We start from the raw sequence: 18,109 nt of genomic DNA on the forward strand, positions 1-18,109 counted from the left end.
TATGAGATTACTAATTATTGAGGACGAAAAACCACTTACCAAAAGCATCCATAGTTATCTGTTGCAAAGCAATTTTTTATGTGATGCTGCCTACAGTTTTCCCGAAGGAAAAGACAAGCTGGACACCTGTTCCTATGATTGTATCGTTTTAGATATCTCCCTGCCGGGAGGCAGCGGTCTGGAGCTTCTGCAGCACATGAAGCGACGTAATGTCTCATCCGGCGTGATCATCATCTCTGCCAGAAATTCGCTGGATGATAAAATAACCGGACTGGAAATGGGTGGAGATGATTACCTCACCAAACCCTTTCACCTCGCAGAACTGACCGCCCGCATCAACTCCATCATCCGAAGAAAAAGCTTTGAAGGCAACAACATCATCTCCTTCGACAAACTAACTGTTAACATCCTCGACAAAACAGTAAAAATCGGTTCTGAAGAAATTCATCTCACCAAAAAGGAATACAAGCTGCTGTTATATTTTATCAGTAACCGAAATCGTATTGTCACCAAAGAAGCCATCGCAGACCATCTGTGGGAAGACTATGCCACACTGGGATACAGCTTCGACTTCATCTATTCCCACATTAAAAACCTCCGGAAAAAACTCATGGACAAAGGCTGTCCGGACTATATCAAAGCACTCTATGGCATGGGATACAAGTTTGTGGAAGAAAACCTGACAGCATGAAGCTGATCGTACATTACAACCGTCACAATTTTTTCTTCCTGACTTTACTGTTTGTTCTTTCAGGTATTGCCAGTTATGTTTTAACCAAAAGCGTGCTGCTCAATGAACTGGACGAAAGCCTGGAAGACACGATGGACAAGGTCAACAGCTATATACAAACCCATCACACATTACCACCATCCACCACCTACGACAATCTGTTGATTTCTGCAGAACCCGCCAACAGCCCCGTGAACAAGCCTTACCTGCTCAACGCCAGTGAACCGATCAGCGTGAAAGGCAAAAAACACATAGGCCGCACCCTGGTTTTTTCTGTCAGCCTCGATCATCAGCGTTACAGGATCATCATCAGTAAGCCGCTTGAAGGAATAAAACATATCACAAAGACCGTCGTATTGATCACCATGACAATGATCCTGTTGTTGATAGTGATCCTGGCCGTTGTTAACCGCTATTTTGTTTCCAGGCTATGGCGGCCCTTTTACAGCACCCTGAACAGCCTGAAAAATTTCAGGCTGAACAACCATCAATCTGTGGAGTTCAAAAAAAGTAATATTGATGAATTCAGTATTATGAATGAACACCTGCAGCTGGTAACCACTAATGCCAGTAAAGAATACCACTTACTGAAAGAATTCACGGAGAATGCTTCCCACGAATTCCAGACTCCGCTGGCTATCATTCGCTCCAAACTCGATGTACTGATACAACAGGACAACTTCACAGAAACGCAGATAGAACTGCTGGCAGAAGCCTACAGTGCCGTCACCAGGCTGTCCGGATTAAGTCAGTCGTTGTTGCTGCTGACCAAAATCGAGAACAACCAGTTCAGCAATCAGCAGGACATTGCATTACACGAAACGATACAGCGGAAAGCCAGCCAGTTTGAAGAAATCTGGGAAGACAGTGAAATTTCGTATAGCCTTCAGGTATGCCACGCTTATATCAAAATGAATGCAGACCTGCTGGAAATACTGCTGAATAATATATTCAGCAATGCCACCCGACATAATAAACCAGGCGGCAACATTGCCATCTCGCTGGATACAAAGGTTGTCAGCATCTCCAATACCGGAACAGATACCGCCCTCGACAGAGAAAAGGTTTTTTCCAGGTTTTATAAAAATACCGTTAACAACGAAAATAACGGGCTTGGACTGTCTATTGTACGGCAGATATGTATCTCCTCCCAGATATCCCCTTCCTACGAGTATAGAGACGGGATGCATCATTTTTCCTTTAACTGGTAAAACTCCCTGCTACAGAAAGCTTCCAGAATTGCCTGCTAATTTGCAGCGTATAATCATGGTAATTTTTATGTCCTTAAGAAAAATAGTGCTGTCAGCAATACTGTTGCTTTTTATTCAATTCAGCTTTGCACAGGTTTCAACATCACTGAAAGTGATCGTACAGGATGCCGGCGGTCACCAGCCACTGGACAGGGCTACTATTATACTGACTGCAGCGGATACTCAAAAAAACTATGCCACCACTTTTACAGATAGTACCGGCATTGCAATACTGGAACACATTCCGGCAGCCACCTATCGCCTTACGGTGGGTTATGCCGGTTATGAGCCCTATCAGGAGCTGGTGACCATCCATACCACTGATAAAGGCATCCTTGAAAAAGCCATACAGCTGCGCTCCGGCAGCAAAACCCTCAACGCCGTTGAGGTAACCGGTAAAAAACAACTGGTCGAAAACAAAATAGACCGTTTGGTTTATAACGTAGACCGCGATGTAACTTCACAGGGAGGCATGGTAACAGATGTACTCAGGAAGATTCCCCAGGTAACGGTAGACGCCTCCGGCAACGTAGAACTGCTGGGCAATCCCAGCGTTCAGTTTCTGATTAACGGTAAGCCCTCTACGATTTTCGGGACCAGTATTGCCGACGCCCTGCAAACCATTCCGGCCTCGCAGATCCAGAGCATAGAAGTGATGTCGAGCCCCGGATCTAAGTACGACGCAAAAGGAACCGGCGGCATCATCAACATCATCCTCATAAGAAACAAAACACAGGGCTTCAGTGGCAGCGTAAATGCTACCGCAGGCAGCAGGCTGGAAAACGGATCTGTCAATCTTTACTATAAAGCCAATAACCTGTCTGTATCCGGTTATTTCAACGGTAGCGCGCAGCTAAGCTCCCAAACCCGGACCACAACAGACCGAAATGCTACCGACTCTTTTTCCACCAACAAATACTACCTGCAACAAAATGGTGTAAATGATTTTCACCGCAACAGCTACCAGACCGGACTGGGAGTAGAATGGGATCCTACAGCTAAAGACAATATTTCCTTCTCCCTTAGCTACAATCATTTTGGCAACAGCAACGAAGGAGTGATTCAACAATATGATAATACAAGAGATATCAACGGCCGCTTGCTGGAAGAAACAGCCAGCATCAGGAATGCCCTCTCCAAAGTAAACAACGGCTCTCTGGACCTTTCTCTTGACTACCGGCATAAGTTCAAAAGAGATAAACAGCAGTTATCCATTGTACTCTACAGCAGCAACGGTAATAATCAGACATCGTATTCTCAGACCCAGCATGGTATCAATGATCAAAATATATTTTCCGGCTCAGGCAGTCACAACCCGGGTACTGACCGGCTATACAGCTGGGCCATTGACTATGCACAACCCGTTACCGCTAATTTTCTGCTGGAGGCTGGTTTGAAGTCAGAGATGGAAACACTTTCCAGTAGTGCAGCGGTCCTCTCCTTTAATCCGGCTGATGGCGGATGGGCACCCGATGATAAACAGTCCTATACTTCCGTTTTTAAACGTCAGGTGTATGCTGGATATGTTTCCGGGAGTATGAACCTGTTTCAGTATTTAAATGTGCTGGCGGGCTTCCGCTGGGAATACACCACCAACCACGCTACCTACGATAAAGCAGGCCAGACTGCTATCCCTGATTACAGCAATGCAGGCCCATCCCTCACCATAGCACATACCTTTAAAAATCAGCAAACGCTTTCCTTTAGTTATGCCTATCGTCTGGAGCGCCCTGATTACCGGGACTTAAACCCATTCGTGAATCTCGCCGATCCGCATAACATCACGATGGGCAACCCTTTCCTGAAACCAGAGATCGGGAATGATTTTAAACTCGCCTATAACCGGAATTTTAATAACGATAATAATTTGAACATCGTGTTGTTATACACACATAATAGTCCGGATATAAAATCCTATACCACCTTTCATCCGGAGTATACCTTTGGCGATGCCGTATATAACAACGTGAACGTAACACAAAGAGACAATATCGCATCCGAGACGAGGATAGGCACCAATATCTCCGGCACCATAGCCCTGGGCCGTATTATTACCATCAGGCCTAATGTGCAGCTGTACAGGCGGGAAACCAATAATATCCATACCAGCCCTTCCAGGATGAGTGGTTTTGAATACCGGATGAACCTGAACACCAGCTGGCAGATCACGAAAGACCTGATTGCAGAAGCTTTTGGTAATTATAAATCAGGGATAAGATGGCAGGGCCGTCAGGCAGACTTTCTCTCCTATACGTTCGCTGTTAAAAAACAGCTGTTTAATAATAAGGGCAGTATCGGCATCGTGGCCGCCAATCCCTTTGCCCCGTATCTGAAACAGCGGACTATTCAGGAAACCACTAATTTAAACGCTACGAGCCTGTTGTATATTCCGTACCGGTCTTTTGGGGTCAACTTCATGTATAAGTTCGGGAAAATAAAGGTGTCCAAATCAAAGGATGCGGAAAACTTTTTAACTAAACCACCGGTAGAGAACTAGTCCCAGGCGCTTTTCCGCTGTTTGGCTGCACTGTATGCATTAAAAAAGGATGACATGGGTCTTTTGGCTATTAGTGCAATATCTGGTAATTTTACAAGCTACAAAGATATGAGCATGAGAATAGCTATCAATGGTTTTGGGCGTATCGGCAGGATGTCTTTACGTATACTACTGCAGAAAACAGGAATTGAAGTAATCGCAATAAATGATCTGGCAGATATTCCGACACTGGCACACCTTTACATGTACGACTCCGTACATGGTCAGTATCAGGGAAGTGTAGAGGCCACCGCCGATTCTCTGATTATTGACGGGAAACCGATCCGTATTTTATCAGAACGTGATCCGCTGAAATTGCCCTGGGCAGACATGGATATCGATCTGGTACTTGAAGCGACAGGTAAATTTACCAGCAGGAAAGCTGCAGAACAGCATCTGCAGGCTGGCGCAAGGCAGGTCATTGTGTCAGCGCCTTCACCGGACAAAGATATTCCTACTATTGTATTGGGCGTGAACGACCATTTAATAGATCTTACTTCACCGGTATTGTCTAATGCATCCTGCACCACGAACAATGTGGCGCCTATGGTAAAAGTGTTAGATGACAACTGGGGTATCAAAGATGGTTACATTACCACCGTTCATTCCATGACAGGAGATCAGAACCTGCATGATGCGCCACATAGGGATCTCCGCAGAGCACGGGCTGCATCAGCATCTATTATTCCTACCAGTACAGGCGCGGCAAAAGCCATCACCTCTATATTTCCACATCTGGAAGGTAAAATGGGCGGCGCAGGCATACGCGTACCGGTTTTAAATGGCTCGCTGACTGATTTCACGTGCATCCTGAAAAAACAACCCGGAAGCGTGGCCGAGATCAATGCCAAATTCAAGGAAGCTGCTGCCACTTCCATGAAAGGTGTACTGAAATATACAGAAGCGCCTATCGTATCCATAGATGTCGTAGATAATCCTTATTCCTGCACCTTCGATGCTTTACTGACCTCCATCGTAGGGGACCTGGTGAAAGTGGTAGGCTGGTACGATAACGAATTCGGATATTCCAACCGCCTCGCGGATTTAGTAGTACGTATTGCTGAATTGAAACATCAGGAGACAACCATCTAGCGGATACAGCCGCCTGCAATAAAAAAGAAAAGGGGGATCTCCTATGTTTGTAAAAACAAGGAGATCCCCTCTTCTTTTAAGCTGTATTTATTTGGTGATGGTAAAATTATCTACTTCTTTTCCTTCTTCCGACAACTGTCTGAATATGATTTTATTTCCATCTACATCCGCTACTGTAAAGGAGTGTGTGCTGGAGATAAATTTGTAGGTGAACTTCTGCCAGGAATCAGTATCCTCCTGTTGATCTTCATTATACAGTTCCTGGCCGCCGGCACCGGTTACCAGATAGATGATGCCATTGGCTTTGGTTTGCGATTGCCCGTTGAAGTTTTTATCCAGCTGCCATTTTCCGGTCACTACCCTACCACGGATGGTTTTGTTGTCTTTGCCACCTACCAGTAAAGTACCTTTTTTATCCGGCCTGAAATGCATGGGGAAACTGCGCTGATAATTATGTACGTGACCATTTAACACCACATCCACACTACCAGCTTCCAGTACGGGAGACAACAAACGCATCTGTTGCTGTTCAAAATGGTCTCTGGAGGAGCTAAACCCCGGATGATGAAACACTACTATCTTCCAAACAGCATCTGTAGCTGATTTCAGGTCATTGGCCACCCATTTCAACAGCGTACTGTCGGTCCAGTCAACATAGGTATCGGAATCAATGAAAGTCCAGTGTGTATTTCCGTAATTGAAGGAGAAATTGCCCATTACAGGATATGCTTTGCCCGCGGCGGTTTCGAAGGCTTTTTTGTTTTCAGGAGTTGCTTTGATCAACGGCACCACCGGCCCCCCTTCTGCGCCCTGCAGACCGTTCAGCGGCTGGTCCCAGAAACTATAATAGGCCAGGGCATCGGGGTAACTGTTAAGATCCCGGGTATCACCGTCATGGTTGCCTAAAGCCGCTACAAAAGGAATGGAACGCATCAGCGGAGCGCCTTCGCTGCTGATGGTATCTGCATTGTACACCGGCCAGAATTTGGTGCGGTATTCAGATATCAGTCCTCTTTCATACACAATATCTCCTGGTACTACCACCAGATCGGGATTCACGCCGTATGCCTGCTGCGCCAGTGTTTTAGCACTGGAGGTGCCGGCACCGATATCACCGAAGGCCACGAAGCGGTAAGGCTGGCCTTTTTCCTTAGGTGCTTTGCCCTGGGCAGTAAATACTACTTTTTTATTTTTTAACACCCGATAATTAAAGCTGTTGCCTGCAGTGAGACCAGCGAAAAGTGTTCTGTATACAAAATGAGTGTTCACATTCGCCACTGCTACTCTGGTAGCTTCCGATCTGGCTGCTTTCTGCCAGCTGGCAGCAGCGGCTGTTTTATACTCCACCTCCCAGTTAGTAGTACTGTCGGCGCTATGCCATAACAGTTCCAGCGAAGTGGCCGAAGGCTGGTACCCTATCTGCAGGTATGGTGGTGTAATAAAGGATTGGTTTGTTTGTGCGTTGATTTCTTTGGTGAGAAGAAATAAACCAAAAAATAAACAATACGTCTTCTTCAACATTATGATTCGCGGTTTTTTAGATTAGTGTTTGTTGCCATAGCCGTTAAACTGATAACATCCCATATCTTTTCCCGGCGGGGTGATTTCGGTAGCACCATAGATAGGATCTACCGGCACATCAGCCCTGGGAGAGAATCCGGTAAAACCTTTACCGATGCAAGGCGAAGTGGGTTTCAGTCTGAAATCATATTTACCTACAAAAGAAATATCTCTCAGGTTAAGACCAGCAGGCAAAGGGCAGGGACCATTCACAAACTGCGGGTTATTGGCCCCGAGTATTGCGGGATTGGCTGCATAGGTAGCACCGGGCGTCCAGTTGGCTGGCAGGAAGGAAGCCGGAGCCGGGAAGTCAGTAGCAGGCGCTTTACTGATACATACACTGATCGCCTGTGTAGGATAAATGCTGTTGGCAACAGACAAAGAATCAGTATACGTATAGTTGTAACCGTAGCGCAGGTTAGCCGTATCGGCGATAGGGTTTTGTACCACCCTCAGACCGAATTTACAGTTAATGATCAGGTTGTTGTAAGCCATTCCCCCGGCACCTTCTTCAAAGTTGATAGAGCCGCCGCGTCCTGCTGACGATCTTCTGTAGCCACAGTTCACGATGGTGTTATTGTACATCCGCATGTTACTGTTAGGCACACCCGCAATGGCACCGGCATTGGAAAGTTTGGGGCCGTTGGTTGCCATACCGATGCAGAGGTTATAGGCAAAATCGCCTCTTAAGCCGGCTTTGCCATTCATGGCTTCTCCACCGGTGTATCCGCATTTCTCAAAAGTATTTCGCATGATAGACACCTTACCACCTAAGATTCTGAGTGGATCGTCTACACTGCCGTATATCCAGGAGTCTTCCATTACAAACACACCGTGAGGATTCTGGAAAAACAGCGGATAGGGACTGGTGTAAATCTGCCGGATGCCGCTGGCCGCGGGGATCGCGGCACCACCAAACTCAATACGGGTCCATTTGATGACCATCAGCGGACAGGTAGGGCCGCCGATGATACCTACCCATTTACCGCGAAGAGCCGGGTCCTGGTTGGGGTCTGCACCATAGGTATCCGTTTTGGTAATACCCGGATAGGTAATCAGATTGGGCTTTTCCTGGGTACCCAATGAAATAAGTGTTCCTCTGACACCTAATCCATAGTTCCCTGTAAACTTGATCGTTACTCCTTCCTGGATGATAAGGGTATCTTTTTCATTGATGAAGATATCACCACATACCGTATAGGTCTTACCCGCCAGCATAGTCCCTTTTACTGCGTTGTTCAAAGGATCTGATCCAAGGCATACCGCATCACTTACCGGGGAAGCTATCGCCTGCGGCGCTTTGTACAGGTCTTTGGTATCTGCCACTTTATTGCATGCCGCAGTACACGCCAATAAGCCCAGAAGAGAAACGATACTGAATATATTATGCTTCATACTGCTTTTTTTAAAGTTTGTATCTGAAACCAAATAAAAACGATGTTTTGTAATAGTCTTTCTGCACAACAATCTTATCATCCGGAGTTGACTGCTGGCTTAATGGCACGCTGGTTTTCTGCAGATAGTTGTTGTAAGGGAGATGCATACTGGTGATAGAAGGTGTGTTGGTCAGGTTATTGATTTTTCCATAGAAAGTCAGTTTTCTATAGATCCTTTGTTCAAAGGAAAGGTCCAGCTGGGTGGTGGGCTGTAGCCAGTAATGCAGGCCGGCATAGGTGTTCAGGATAGCGAGCCTTTCACCGGTATATACTACTGCCACCTGCAGGTCTGTTCCTGTTTGGGTGTTTTTATACAACAAAGACAGGTTGCCGATATGATTTGCCTGTCCCTGCATAGGCCTGGTTTCTGATATGTATTTATCGGTGATGCCTAACTGCGGATCTCTGTATTTATACAGCATACTGTCGTTGGTAATACGGGAATGGGTATACGTATAGTTGGCTGAGATACCGAAAGAACCGATGTATTTGATGAATACCGCTTCAAACCCATAGTTGGTAGCCGCCGTTCCAATGTTAACCGGTTTAAACACCTGGGTATTGTAGCCAAACTTCCTTACAGAAAGTTCGATGGGGTCATCGATTTTTTTATAGAACACGCCCAGCAGGAGCTGGTCTGCTTTACCGGGGAAGAGCTCATAACGGAAGTCGAAGTTATGTGCAGTGGAATGTTGCAGTCCTTCCGGGTTTCCTCTTTCCTTAAACAGTTCATAGTTATCAGGACCATCCGGTATCAGTTCGGAAAACTGAGGTCTGGCAATGGCTTTGTAATAAGAAAGACGCAGTGTTTGATTACGGAACAGCTGATATTTAAGCTGCAGGCTGGGTAAAAGGTCGGTGTAGGAAATGGTACCGTCTTTATAATCCGCGGTGGTCGGCAGTTGTGTATTGTATTGTTGTTGGGTATGTTCTACCCTTACACCGCCCAATGCTTCCAGCTGATGTGTAAGCTGCCATTTGCCCTGCAGGTAAGCTGCAGAAACATCTTCGCTGAACGTATAGTTGTTGCCGTTCAGTTGTGCAGTAGCATCAGAGCCGATGAAGGTAAACCTGGCAGCATCAATGGTCGTGAACAGTTGATTGTTTCCTGAGATGCGCAGCGGGTTCAGGGAATAGTAATTGTAGAAATTATCACGGTGTTTATTCCGGTATAAGGCACCTGCCTTCAGTTCAAAAAACCGGTTCAGTAATTTTGTTTCTTTGGTATAGTTGGCATAAAAGGAAAGGTCCCTGTCGCTGTTTTGCATCCAGCTGCGGTTCATGGCGTTTAAAATATCCTCACCTGCCAGTTGCACTTTGCTGCCGGTCCTGTCAACACTTAATCCGCCATGGGAAAAGGAGGTCTGATCAGGGATACTGTTTTTGGCGATGGAGTATGCTGCGGACCAGTCTATTTTACTGGTGCCGGTTATCTGGTGCTCACCTTGTAAAGTGGCGTTGTAAATGGACTGATACTGCCAGGTGGTCCTGTAAGAGTATGAGAGTGTTTGGTTAATGGCATTGGTCGTATCATACGATTCTCTTACCTGTTTATCATCCAGGTTGACATAGGTGGAGAAAAGGGAAATTTTGTTTCTCTGGTTGAACCGGTAGTCTACCTTACCGCTGACGCCTATACGCTGTGTACGGGTAGAATATTTCCGCTCCCTCAGAAATTCAAAGGATGGGATGTTGTCCACATTGGGCGTGGTAGCAGTGGTAAATACGGAAGTGGCGGTACCTCTGTACTGATTCTGATAACTGCCGGATAAAATAACGCCCAGTTCTTTATTTTTACCAAAGCGGTTACCGATAGTAAGACCAGCTGTGGTATTGATGGGGGTTGATTTAGGGGTATAGTTCATATGTCCCAGCGGGAACTCGGATTCATTGGCAACATAGGCGGGCCCGTTGATCTGGTTGGGCGACCTTTTATTCATGGTGCTGCTGGAGAAGGATTGAAAAGGCTGCTCGCCGAAGATGTTGTTATAACCGCCTGAAAAATTCACCTGCAGCAGTTTGGTCGCAGGAGCATCTTTCATGACCAGGTTGATGGTACCTCCGATGGCATCACCTTCCATAGAGGGCGTCAGGCTTTTGCTGACTTCCAGCCGCTCCAGCAGTTCGGAGGGGAAAAGGTCCAGCGGAATGAAGCGGCTTTTATTATCCGGACTGGGTATTTTAATATTATTGACAAGGGTATTGATATATCGTTTGTCCATCCCGCGTATGATAGGATAACGTCCTTCTCCTGAGCTTCCTTTTTCGATGGTCACACCGCTGACTCTTTGCAGCGCATTAGCGACTGTAATATCAGGCAGCAGTTGCAGTGTTTTGGAAGACAGGATATTGACCACCTGGTTGGCGTTTTGTTCCAGGTGTCTGGCTCCCGACTCATCATTCCTGGAGCTGCCTACCACCGTGATTCCTGAAAGCTCGCTGTGCAAAGGTTTTGCAAGGATGTCCACCACTTCTATATCATTATCCGATTTGATATGCACAGGGCCTGCCTTAGCCACTGAATAACCGATATAGGTGGCCATCAGCTCATAACTACCGGGTTTCAGGTTTTTAAAATGAAAGGAGCCATCCAGCTTCACGATGGCCTTGCCGGAAAGACCTTTTAAAATGACGGTGGCACCTACTAAGGGTTCGCCGGTTACTGCATCTGTTACCCGGCCTTTAATCACTTGCGAATAAGCCTGAAGGGTGAAGGATACAAGAAATGCTGAAAAAATTAGTTTTGTAAATTTTTTTGCAGTGGCCATATGTTGATTTTAACACTGCAAATGTGTAGAGTTATTACCTCAGAATATAGTGGGGACAAAGGATTTCACGTAAACATAATCAATTCATCATGCTTCGTTAACAATTTCTCCAGAATGTTTCCAGAATTTAAATATAGATAGTCATCCAGGACATTTTATGGGCTAAAGGAGGTTTGTATAGGCAAAAATATAGCAAAGGCTTCAAATCATCAATCGTGAAGCCTTTGCTATAATTTTTTGTGGTGTTATATAGATTCCTAAACAGGCATTCCTATTTGAAGAAATTGTTCACATCTGTAGAATACCCTACCAGGAACATAAAATGTCCATCCGCATAATGCGTCGATTTAAACCAGTTTAGTTTAAAGTACACCCCACCTTTATTGGTATAGGAAGGGATTTTATTTGGGTTGAAGAAAATGTTAAGCTCTCCTTTGATAAAATCGTCCTTATTCTCGGACAACATTTTTGCACGGGCAAGATCCTTCACATCATAGTCTCCAGTGACGGATTTCATGTACAGGTTGAAGGGCCGTAACCCAAACGAATAGCCCACATGCAGATCAAACCCGAACTGCGAGATCGGAGTGAACCGGATACGGGATTCCAGCATCCATGAGTAAGAGTATACCGCTTTGGAATAGATGGAATCCACTCCCTTTGCAGGATCTCTCAAAGTAGCGTTACTACCCATGAGTAAAAAGCCTCCATTCAGTTCAAATACACTCCGTAGCTTTTTATTGTCCCAGGCAATGAGATTCACCATCGGATTTAATTGCAAAAAGGAATTGCGTAATAAATCGAGGTTTTTAAAATAGTTTTTATTAGCAGAGATTGTATCCTTCCTGCCACCAGTAGTATCTATACGCATAATTTCACTTACCCTGACCGTTTCCATAGCTCCATCTCCCTGTTTAAAAAGGTTCAGACCAAATGTAACAGGCATGTATACATTTTTTAAAACGCCCCAACCTTTACAGAAGTTTCCTTTGTTAACGTAGTGGTTAAAATACAATTCTGTTATAAGGTTTTTGTTACCGTTATTCTGGTTAAATGCCAGTATATCGAGGAAAGCCGAAGCCGAAAAATAATCCAGCAGTTGCTTTTTTTCAATGAGCTGTGAGGCTTTGGCGGGGTCGTCCGGAATAAAAGTGTATTCTTTATCTTTGATCTCATACTTAATAACCCCCTTCGGAGGCGGCCCAACCTGAAACAGTTTTCCGTAACAAAGATGGTATTTCTGTCCCTGATGGTCAAAGGAGATAGTGCCTGAACCGTCTATCAGAGAACGAAGCGTTATCCCATAATTATCATTGGAGATGAGTGGGGTCTTTTCTCCATTCATCCGCCCGGTAATATCCACCTGATAAATACGGTCTTTCTGTATTTCCAGATGAACCGAGTCTACTTCCAATACATTGACATTACTTACCAATGACTGGCTTTGTGCCATATTGCAGTTAAATTTCCGGTTACCAGCATATACCTCTATCCTCTTATTGACTGTCAGTTTAGCGGCATAGCCACTTTCACTGGCTATCTGAGAGATTTTATCATCATACTTTTTCTGGAACTGTTCTATTATCTCACTTTCTTTCTTTGTTGCAGCCCGCTGATGAATGGCTGCCTGGAGATCACGATAATACAGTTCAACAGCAGCTTGTACGTTATTTCTGCAATCGCTGCTCATATCCTTTAATACAGCCTCTACAAAGGCAGCTTCCAGGTCTGTGTTTTTAAATATCGTATCCTTCTTCCTGGCAGTCTGCAGGAAATAAATCACCTGCCGAAAACTATCCGCGATGGCAGCCGGATAAGTATATGCTCCAAGGACAAAAGACTGGTCGCAGGTAAACTTCCGCTCAGGTATTATCAACTGTTCCTGTTCCTGCTGTTCTTGTTTTTCTTCCTCTCTGGCTGCTTTTGTCCGTACTGGTTGTGGCGTTCCTTTCGATACTGCTCCCTTGATGGTATAAAGCCTACTGCAATTATTGCATGGCAAGGGCGAGATGGCCAACGTATCTCCTTTCAATACATTATAAGTTGCATCCGGAATTCCGGTGATGGTGGTAGAATCCGCTACTGTATTCCGAATATATAATCTCTGTGATGGTAACAGATAGATATCCGGCACGCTGAAATCACCCTTATATTTTTCCGTAATGGCCATAATTTGCGGTAACGCAGCCAGGTAGACCTTCACAGCCGCCACCTCAAACTCATAGGTATCCCCCGTTTTTTTAATGATGTTGCGTGGATCACCTGTTGCCGGAGTTACCGATAACGTATATACGTCATTTAGGAGAAACAACCCTACATCACCAACTCCCTCAACGGTCACTTTTTCCAGGATCTGCACCTTCTCATTAAAATACAGATTGACAACAGATTTTGAGATCCTTTTAGCCTCCTTATCCATCTTTGCAGGATGCATACCAGCCAAACGTTTGCCCAACTCTTGTAATACCTGATTAAAGACAAATTTTTCGCAGTCATCAGCGAAGGCAATCTTTTCAGTTTCAGAGGATTTCTTAACAATTGGTATGGAACCACTATCCGCCTCCACTGTCATCTTTCCTTTAGCGTAAGTAATATCGAATCTAACACTGTCTGATCCAAGTCTAACATGGTATAGCTGGGCATAGACCGTGCTACAGGGAACTAAAAAGAGCATCATCAGCAGGATAGCTCTCAGGGGTTTGGCACTCATCATATAGGGACAAAAAATTGAATAAAAAAATATATTCAATAACCGTACAGTTGACAGTTAATACATTAAACATCAGGAATTACTCAGAACAACACTTCATGCCACTAAAAACAGGAGGAAACAGACATAGGGATTTGCTCGGTTGATTTAATGCCAGTTCATTGGTAATAAACATCTATTCACCTGATAACGAACTTCGTAAAATTTTATGAGAGATGCAAATATTTTTCAAAATTGTGCGGCGGTTGTTTTCATTTCTTCGTCAATTTGTATCTCAAGTGTGTTGTCAGGTTTGATGGTATTACTTCTACAATTTGAATATCATATTTGTCTTTGTCAATGCCGTCAAACAGTCGGATACCACTTCCTAAAAAAAGAGGGGCAATGTGAATGCAAAATTCGTCCACCAGCCCTGAATTGAGGAATTGTTGAATAGTATTCGCACCACCTTGTATTCTTATGTCCTTTCCTTTGGCTGATTGTCTTGCTTTTTCCAATGCACTTTGTATTCCGTCGTTGATGAAATAAAAAGTTGTTGTCCCCTTTTGAACCCAGGGCTCCCGTTTTTCGTGTGTCAGAACATAAACATCTGCTTTGTATAAATCTTCTGCCCAATGGACTTCGCCTTCTTCAAACATTCGTTTTCCCATAATGTAAGAACCTGTTCTAGCAAACACATCATCAATTAACTTACTGTCTGCACCGTATTCTTCACCGCCTTCCATATTGATGTTTTTCCAAAATGCTTTTTGTTTATACATCCAGTTATGAATTGCAGGTCCATTGTTGCCCATTGGGTTGCCAGGACTTCTGTTATCGCCTGCGAAAAAGCCATCAAGTGATATTCCGCTGTCAAAGATAATCTTGCTCATAATTTTTAACGTGTTGTGTTTAGTAGGATATGTTAATAAAAAAACCGGCAGGTGAGTGACTAAAAAGATATTGTGCGGTTGTCTATTTAAGGGACTAAACAGACATACAACAATGTACAACATCCAGACGAATTTCGGTAAATCCTATCGTATGTGCAAACAGTACGCATCAGAAAATGCCGGGCCGTATAAACGAAGAAGCCGTCTCAAAAATGAGACGGCTTCTTCGTACAGGAAAAATGTTTAATTAGATACAAAGAATCTGGGGGGTAGTCTCTGTTAAACAACCTGCATTAGGTAACCAGGTAGGGCAACCATAGGTGGTACGTGCCCCGCCTATTATTTCATGTTGTTGTCCCTGGTTCAGCAGGCTAATAGTTTCTTTTTGGATGAACAATTTTTTGGTTAAGGACAGTTTTTTCTTTTTCATGTTTGTGGATTTGTGGGTTTGGTGATTATTGAAGGTGACAATAAATATCAGAAGGGTTTGGCATAACGACAATTTCTTACAGGATGCTGAAGGTAGGAACATTGACAGCAAAATAACCGCAGTGACATTTTTTGTATTGATTGGCAAACCTGACAGTATCATTCAGTTCTCCGGATGATACGTTATTAACAAATAACATGTTTTATCGATTTTTCCTGATTGCGTAAATCAATTTCCCGCTTCGCAAATGCTACTCTTTTACCGCGGTATACTTTTACACTCAAAAAGAAAAAAAGCCGATGAAACAATTCTATCTGCGCCCGCGGGTAAAACAAGTACTGCTGTTTTTGATGGTCCTGTTAGCCGCCCGGAGCCAGGCAACAGCGGGAGACATACTGTCCGCAATCAAAGGAAAAGTAATGACTTCAGATGGCTTACCTGCACCATACGTTACCGTTAGAATAGATCATTCCAACCATGGCGCGCTCACCGATGCCAATGGTGAATTTGTCATCAAAAAAATAAAACCCGGGAAATACACGCTGGTCATCTCTTTGATAGGATACGAGAAAGTCATTCAGGAGGTGGAAGTAGAAACCGATAAAATTTCCCAGGTAGCCATCAGCCTGGGTGCTTCAGGCCAGCAAATGAAAGAAGTGACCATTGTAGGAGACTATAATAAATATACAGTGCTGACTCCTTCCAATTCATTGCGGTTAAATGCTCCTTTGGTAGAAATACCACAGAGTATTGCAGAAGTTTCCAGAGAAGTACTGGCCGACCAGCAGATCTATAACATGCAGGAGGGCGTGACCAGGAATGTGAGCGGCGCCTCCCGTCTGGGCCACTGGGATATGTATTCCAACATACAAATCCGTGGTTCCCGTGCCAATTCACTCCGCAATGGCATGAATGTGTTTATCAGCTCCTGGAGCCCGCTTACGGAAGATATGAGCATGGTAGACCGTATCGAGTTTATTAAAGGCCCTGCAGGGTTTATGATGTCCAACGGAGAACCCGGTGGCATGTACAACGTAGTCACCAAAAAACCTACCGGTGTGAGTCAGGGTGAAGTCACCTTATCCCTGGGCAGTTACGATAACTACCGCACCACCCTTGATCTGGATGGCAAACTATCCAAAAACGGTGCATTGCTTTATCGCCTCAACCTGGCCGGTGAAATGAAAAACGGCTGGCGTGATTTTGACTATACCAACCGCTACAGCATCTCCCCCGTATTAAAATATCTGATAGACGAAAAAAACAGTATCACCCTGGAATACAACCTGCAGTACATGCAACTACCGGTTATCGGTGGAAACTATTCCTTCTCCAAACGTGGTTATGGAGACCTGCCCGTTAACTTCACTACCATCGAAGGTAACATGGCCCCTACTAAAATCAACGACAACAGTGTCATGGCCTTTTATGAACACAAATTTACTCCGGATTGGAAACTAACTGCCCAGTTCGGATTCTTCCACTATAAACAGATTGGTCAAAGCATGTGGCCTTCCGGGTTTTCCATCAAGGACAATGACAGTCTGCTTCAACGCAACATCAGCATCTGGGATGCACTGGGCCTGAATAAAACAGCGCAGGTGTTTGTAAATGGTACTATCCGTACAGGAGCTGTCACCCACAATATCCTTGGTGGTGTAGATATGAAGTACAGTAATTATTACGCAGACTGGGCACAGGGCGCCACCTTCGGCAATGTCCCTTTCAATATCTACAAACCCAACCATAGTGCCGTTACTCAGCCTAAATGGGACCGTTCCGCGGATATCCGTACCCGTGGTGTTCAATACAACTATGGCTACAATGCAGTATACCTCCAGGATCAGATCGGCTTTTTCAACGATCAGCTGCGTGTAACCCTGGCCGGTAGATATACCACCAACAATGTGGTGAGCCCTTACGATGGCACCAACAAAGACAGCAAATTCACGCCCCGCTTTGGTATCAGCTATTCTCTTGACAGACACAGTGCTGTTTACGGCGTATATGATGTGAGCTTTATTCAGAATCCCGGCCTCGACTGGCAGAAAAAAACCTTCGATCCGATGACGGGTGACAATATTGAATTCGGTGTTAAACGGGATTGGTTCAACGGTCGCTTTACCTCTTCTGTTGCCATCTATCAGATCACTAAAAACAATGTGCTGACAACCGACCTTGAACACAGAGATCCCACTTCCAACCAGTTTATATACAGCCGCCAGAACGGCCAGCAGCGCATTAAAGGCCTGGAAGCCGATTTCCAGGGAGAAGTGGTAAAAGGTCTTAACCTGGTGCTTAACTATGCCTATACCGACGGCATCGTCTCCAAAGACGCAGACGCCAAACTGGTAGGCAACTATGTTCCGGGTATAGCCAAACATATACAGAACACCTGGCTCACCTACACCATCGGAAACGGCGCCTTAAAAGGACTCCGTGCCAATATCGGCTATCAGTACCAGATCGGACGTGTTGCAGGTCAAGTATATGATAAAAGTGAGAACTTCCTGCCCGATTACTTCAGAATGGATGCCGGGCTGGCATATACCGTGAATAAATTCAGCATCAATATGCTGGTCAACAATGTGCTCAACGCATACCTCTACACCGGAGCCCCCTCCGACGATAACTACGGAAACAAAATCTATTACTGGCAAACAGAACCCGGTCGTAACGTGAGAATGAGCCTTGGATATCGCTTTTAATCTTAAATCCTGAAAAT

General features: G+C 44.9%; 12 protein-coding genes. 5 read left to right on the forward strand and 7 right to left on the reverse strand.

The window, feature by feature from the left end; translation table 11 throughout:
• Position 1 precedes the first annotated feature (1 nt).
• The 4 genes from KD145_RS08945 (at position 2) to gap (ending at position 5,608) form a co-directional block, all read left to right on the forward strand.
• Entirely contained in the window at positions 2-691 is a 690-nt protein-coding gene (locus tag KD145_RS08945; protein ID WP_212005554.1) for a response regulator transcription factor, read from the forward strand.
• Positions 688-1,941, forward strand: a complete 1,254-nt coding sequence (locus KD145_RS08950) for a HAMP domain-containing sensor histidine kinase (RefSeq protein ID WP_212005555.1) — start codon at positions 688-690, stop codon at positions 1,939-1,941. Before KD145_RS08945 ends, KD145_RS08950 begins: the two co-directional genes overlap by 4 nt.
• Before the next feature lie 67 nt (positions 1,942-2,008).
• On the forward strand, positions 2,009-4,477 hold the full coding sequence (locus tag KD145_RS08955; RefSeq protein ID WP_212005556.1) for an outer membrane beta-barrel protein: 2,469 nt from the start codon (positions 2,009-2,011) through the stop codon (positions 4,475-4,477).
• A 108-nt stretch (positions 4,478-4,585) separates the two neighbouring features.
• Positions 4,586-5,608, forward strand: coding sequence for a type I glyceraldehyde-3-phosphate dehydrogenase (gap, locus tag KD145_RS08960; RefSeq protein WP_212005557.1), 1,023 nt, complete (start codon positions 4,586-4,588; stop codon positions 5,606-5,608).
• Positions 5,609-5,695: 87 nt separating this feature from the next.
• On the opposite strand, the gene KD145_RS08965 is transcribed toward gap, so the two are convergent.
• The 7 genes from KD145_RS08965 to KD145_RS32480 form a co-directional block, all read right to left on the reverse strand.
• The gene (locus tag KD145_RS08965) at positions 5,696-7,129 is read right to left on the reverse strand and encodes a metallophosphoesterase (protein ID WP_212005558.1); all 1,434 of its coding nucleotides are present in this window, start codon (positions 7,127-7,129) and stop codon (positions 5,696-5,698) included.
• Positions 7,130-7,150: 21 nt separating this feature from the next.
• Positions 7,151-8,563 carry a hypothetical protein gene (locus KD145_RS08970; RefSeq protein ID WP_212005559.1) on the reverse strand — a complete coding sequence of 471 codons (1,413 nt, stop codon included), beginning with the start codon at positions 8,561-8,563 and terminating at the stop codon, positions 7,151-7,153.
• 10 nt (positions 8,564-8,573) lie between these two features.
• Positions 8,574-11,372 carry a TonB-dependent receptor gene (locus tag KD145_RS08975; protein WP_212005560.1) on the reverse strand — a complete coding sequence of 933 codons (2,799 nt, stop codon included), beginning with the start codon at positions 11,370-11,372 and terminating at the stop codon, positions 8,574-8,576.
• A 271-nt stretch (positions 11,373-11,643) separates the two neighbouring features.
• Complete coding sequence (locus tag KD145_RS08980; RefSeq protein WP_212005561.1) at positions 11,644-14,085, reverse strand: hypothetical protein; 2,442 nt, start codon at positions 14,083-14,085, stop codon at positions 11,644-11,646.
• A gap of 248 nt (positions 14,086-14,333) precedes the next feature.
• Complete coding sequence (locus KD145_RS08985; RefSeq protein WP_212005562.1) at positions 14,334-14,954, reverse strand: dihydrofolate reductase family protein; 621 nt, start codon at positions 14,952-14,954, stop codon at positions 14,334-14,336.
• A 247-nt stretch (positions 14,955-15,201) separates the two neighbouring features.
• Positions 15,202-15,384 (reverse strand): class I lanthipeptide, encoded by a 183-nt coding sequence (locus KD145_RS08990; RefSeq protein WP_212005563.1) that lies wholly within the window; start codon positions 15,382-15,384, stop codon positions 15,202-15,204.
• Between the two features lie 76 nt (positions 15,385-15,460).
• Positions 15,461-15,583 (reverse strand): hypothetical protein, encoded by a 123-nt coding sequence (locus tag KD145_RS32480; RefSeq protein ID WP_256441287.1) that lies wholly within the window; start codon positions 15,581-15,583, stop codon positions 15,461-15,463.
• Between the two features lie 100 nt (positions 15,584-15,683).
• Between KD145_RS32480 and KD145_RS08995 the strand changes: the two genes are divergently transcribed.
• Complete coding sequence (locus KD145_RS08995; protein WP_212005564.1) at positions 15,684-18,092, forward strand: TonB-dependent receptor; 2,409 nt, start codon at positions 15,684-15,686, stop codon at positions 18,090-18,092.
• The last annotated feature ends 17 nt before the right edge of the window (positions 18,093-18,109 follow it).

Origin of the sequence: Chitinophaga sp. HK235 (genome assembly GCF_018255755.1) — a bacterium.
In the GTDB taxonomy this organism is placed as follows: Bacteria; Bacteroidota; Bacteroidia; order Chitinophagales; family Chitinophagaceae; genus Chitinophaga.

Bases quoted from the DNA above. Each gene is read 5' to 3' on its own strand.
- KD145_RS08945 (WP_212005554.1), top strand. From the start codon at position 2: ATGAGATTACTAATTATTGAGGACGAAAAACCACTTACCAAAAGCATC.
- KD145_RS08950 (WP_212005555.1), top strand. From the start codon at position 688: ATGAAGCTGATCGTACATTACAACCGTCACAATTTTTTCTTCCTGACT.
- KD145_RS08955 (WP_212005556.1), top strand. From the start codon at position 2,009: ATGTCCTTAAGAAAAATAGTGCTGTCAGCAATACTGTTGCTTTTTATT.
- gap (WP_212005557.1), top strand. From the start codon at position 4,586: ATGAGCATGAGAATAGCTATCAATGGTTTTGGGCGTATCGGCAGGATG.
- KD145_RS08965 (WP_212005558.1), bottom strand. From the start codon at position 7,129: ATGTTGAAGAAGACGTATTGTTTATTTTTTGGTTTATTTCTTCTCACC.
- KD145_RS08970 (WP_212005559.1), bottom strand. From the start codon at position 8,563: ATGAAGCATAATATATTCAGTATCGTTTCTCTTCTGGGCTTATTGGCG.
- KD145_RS08975 (WP_212005560.1), bottom strand. From the start codon at position 11,372: ATGGCCACTGCAAAAAAATTTACAAAACTAATTTTTTCAGCATTTCTT.
- KD145_RS08980 (WP_212005561.1), bottom strand. From the start codon at position 14,085: ATGATGAGTGCCAAACCCCTGAGAGCTATCCTGCTGATGATGCTCTTT.
- KD145_RS08985 (WP_212005562.1), bottom strand. From the start codon at position 14,954: ATGAGCAAGATTATCTTTGACAGCGGAATATCACTTGATGGCTTTTTC.
- KD145_RS08990 (WP_212005563.1), bottom strand. From the start codon at position 15,384: ATGAAAAAGAAAAAACTGTCCTTAACCAAAAAATTGTTCATCCAAAAA.
- KD145_RS32480 (WP_256441287.1), bottom strand. From the start codon at position 15,583: ATGTTATTTGTTAATAACGTATCATCCGGAGAACTGAATGATACTGTC.
- KD145_RS08995 (WP_212005564.1), top strand. From the start codon at position 15,684: ATGAAACAATTCTATCTGCGCCCGCGGGTAAAACAAGTACTGCTGTTT.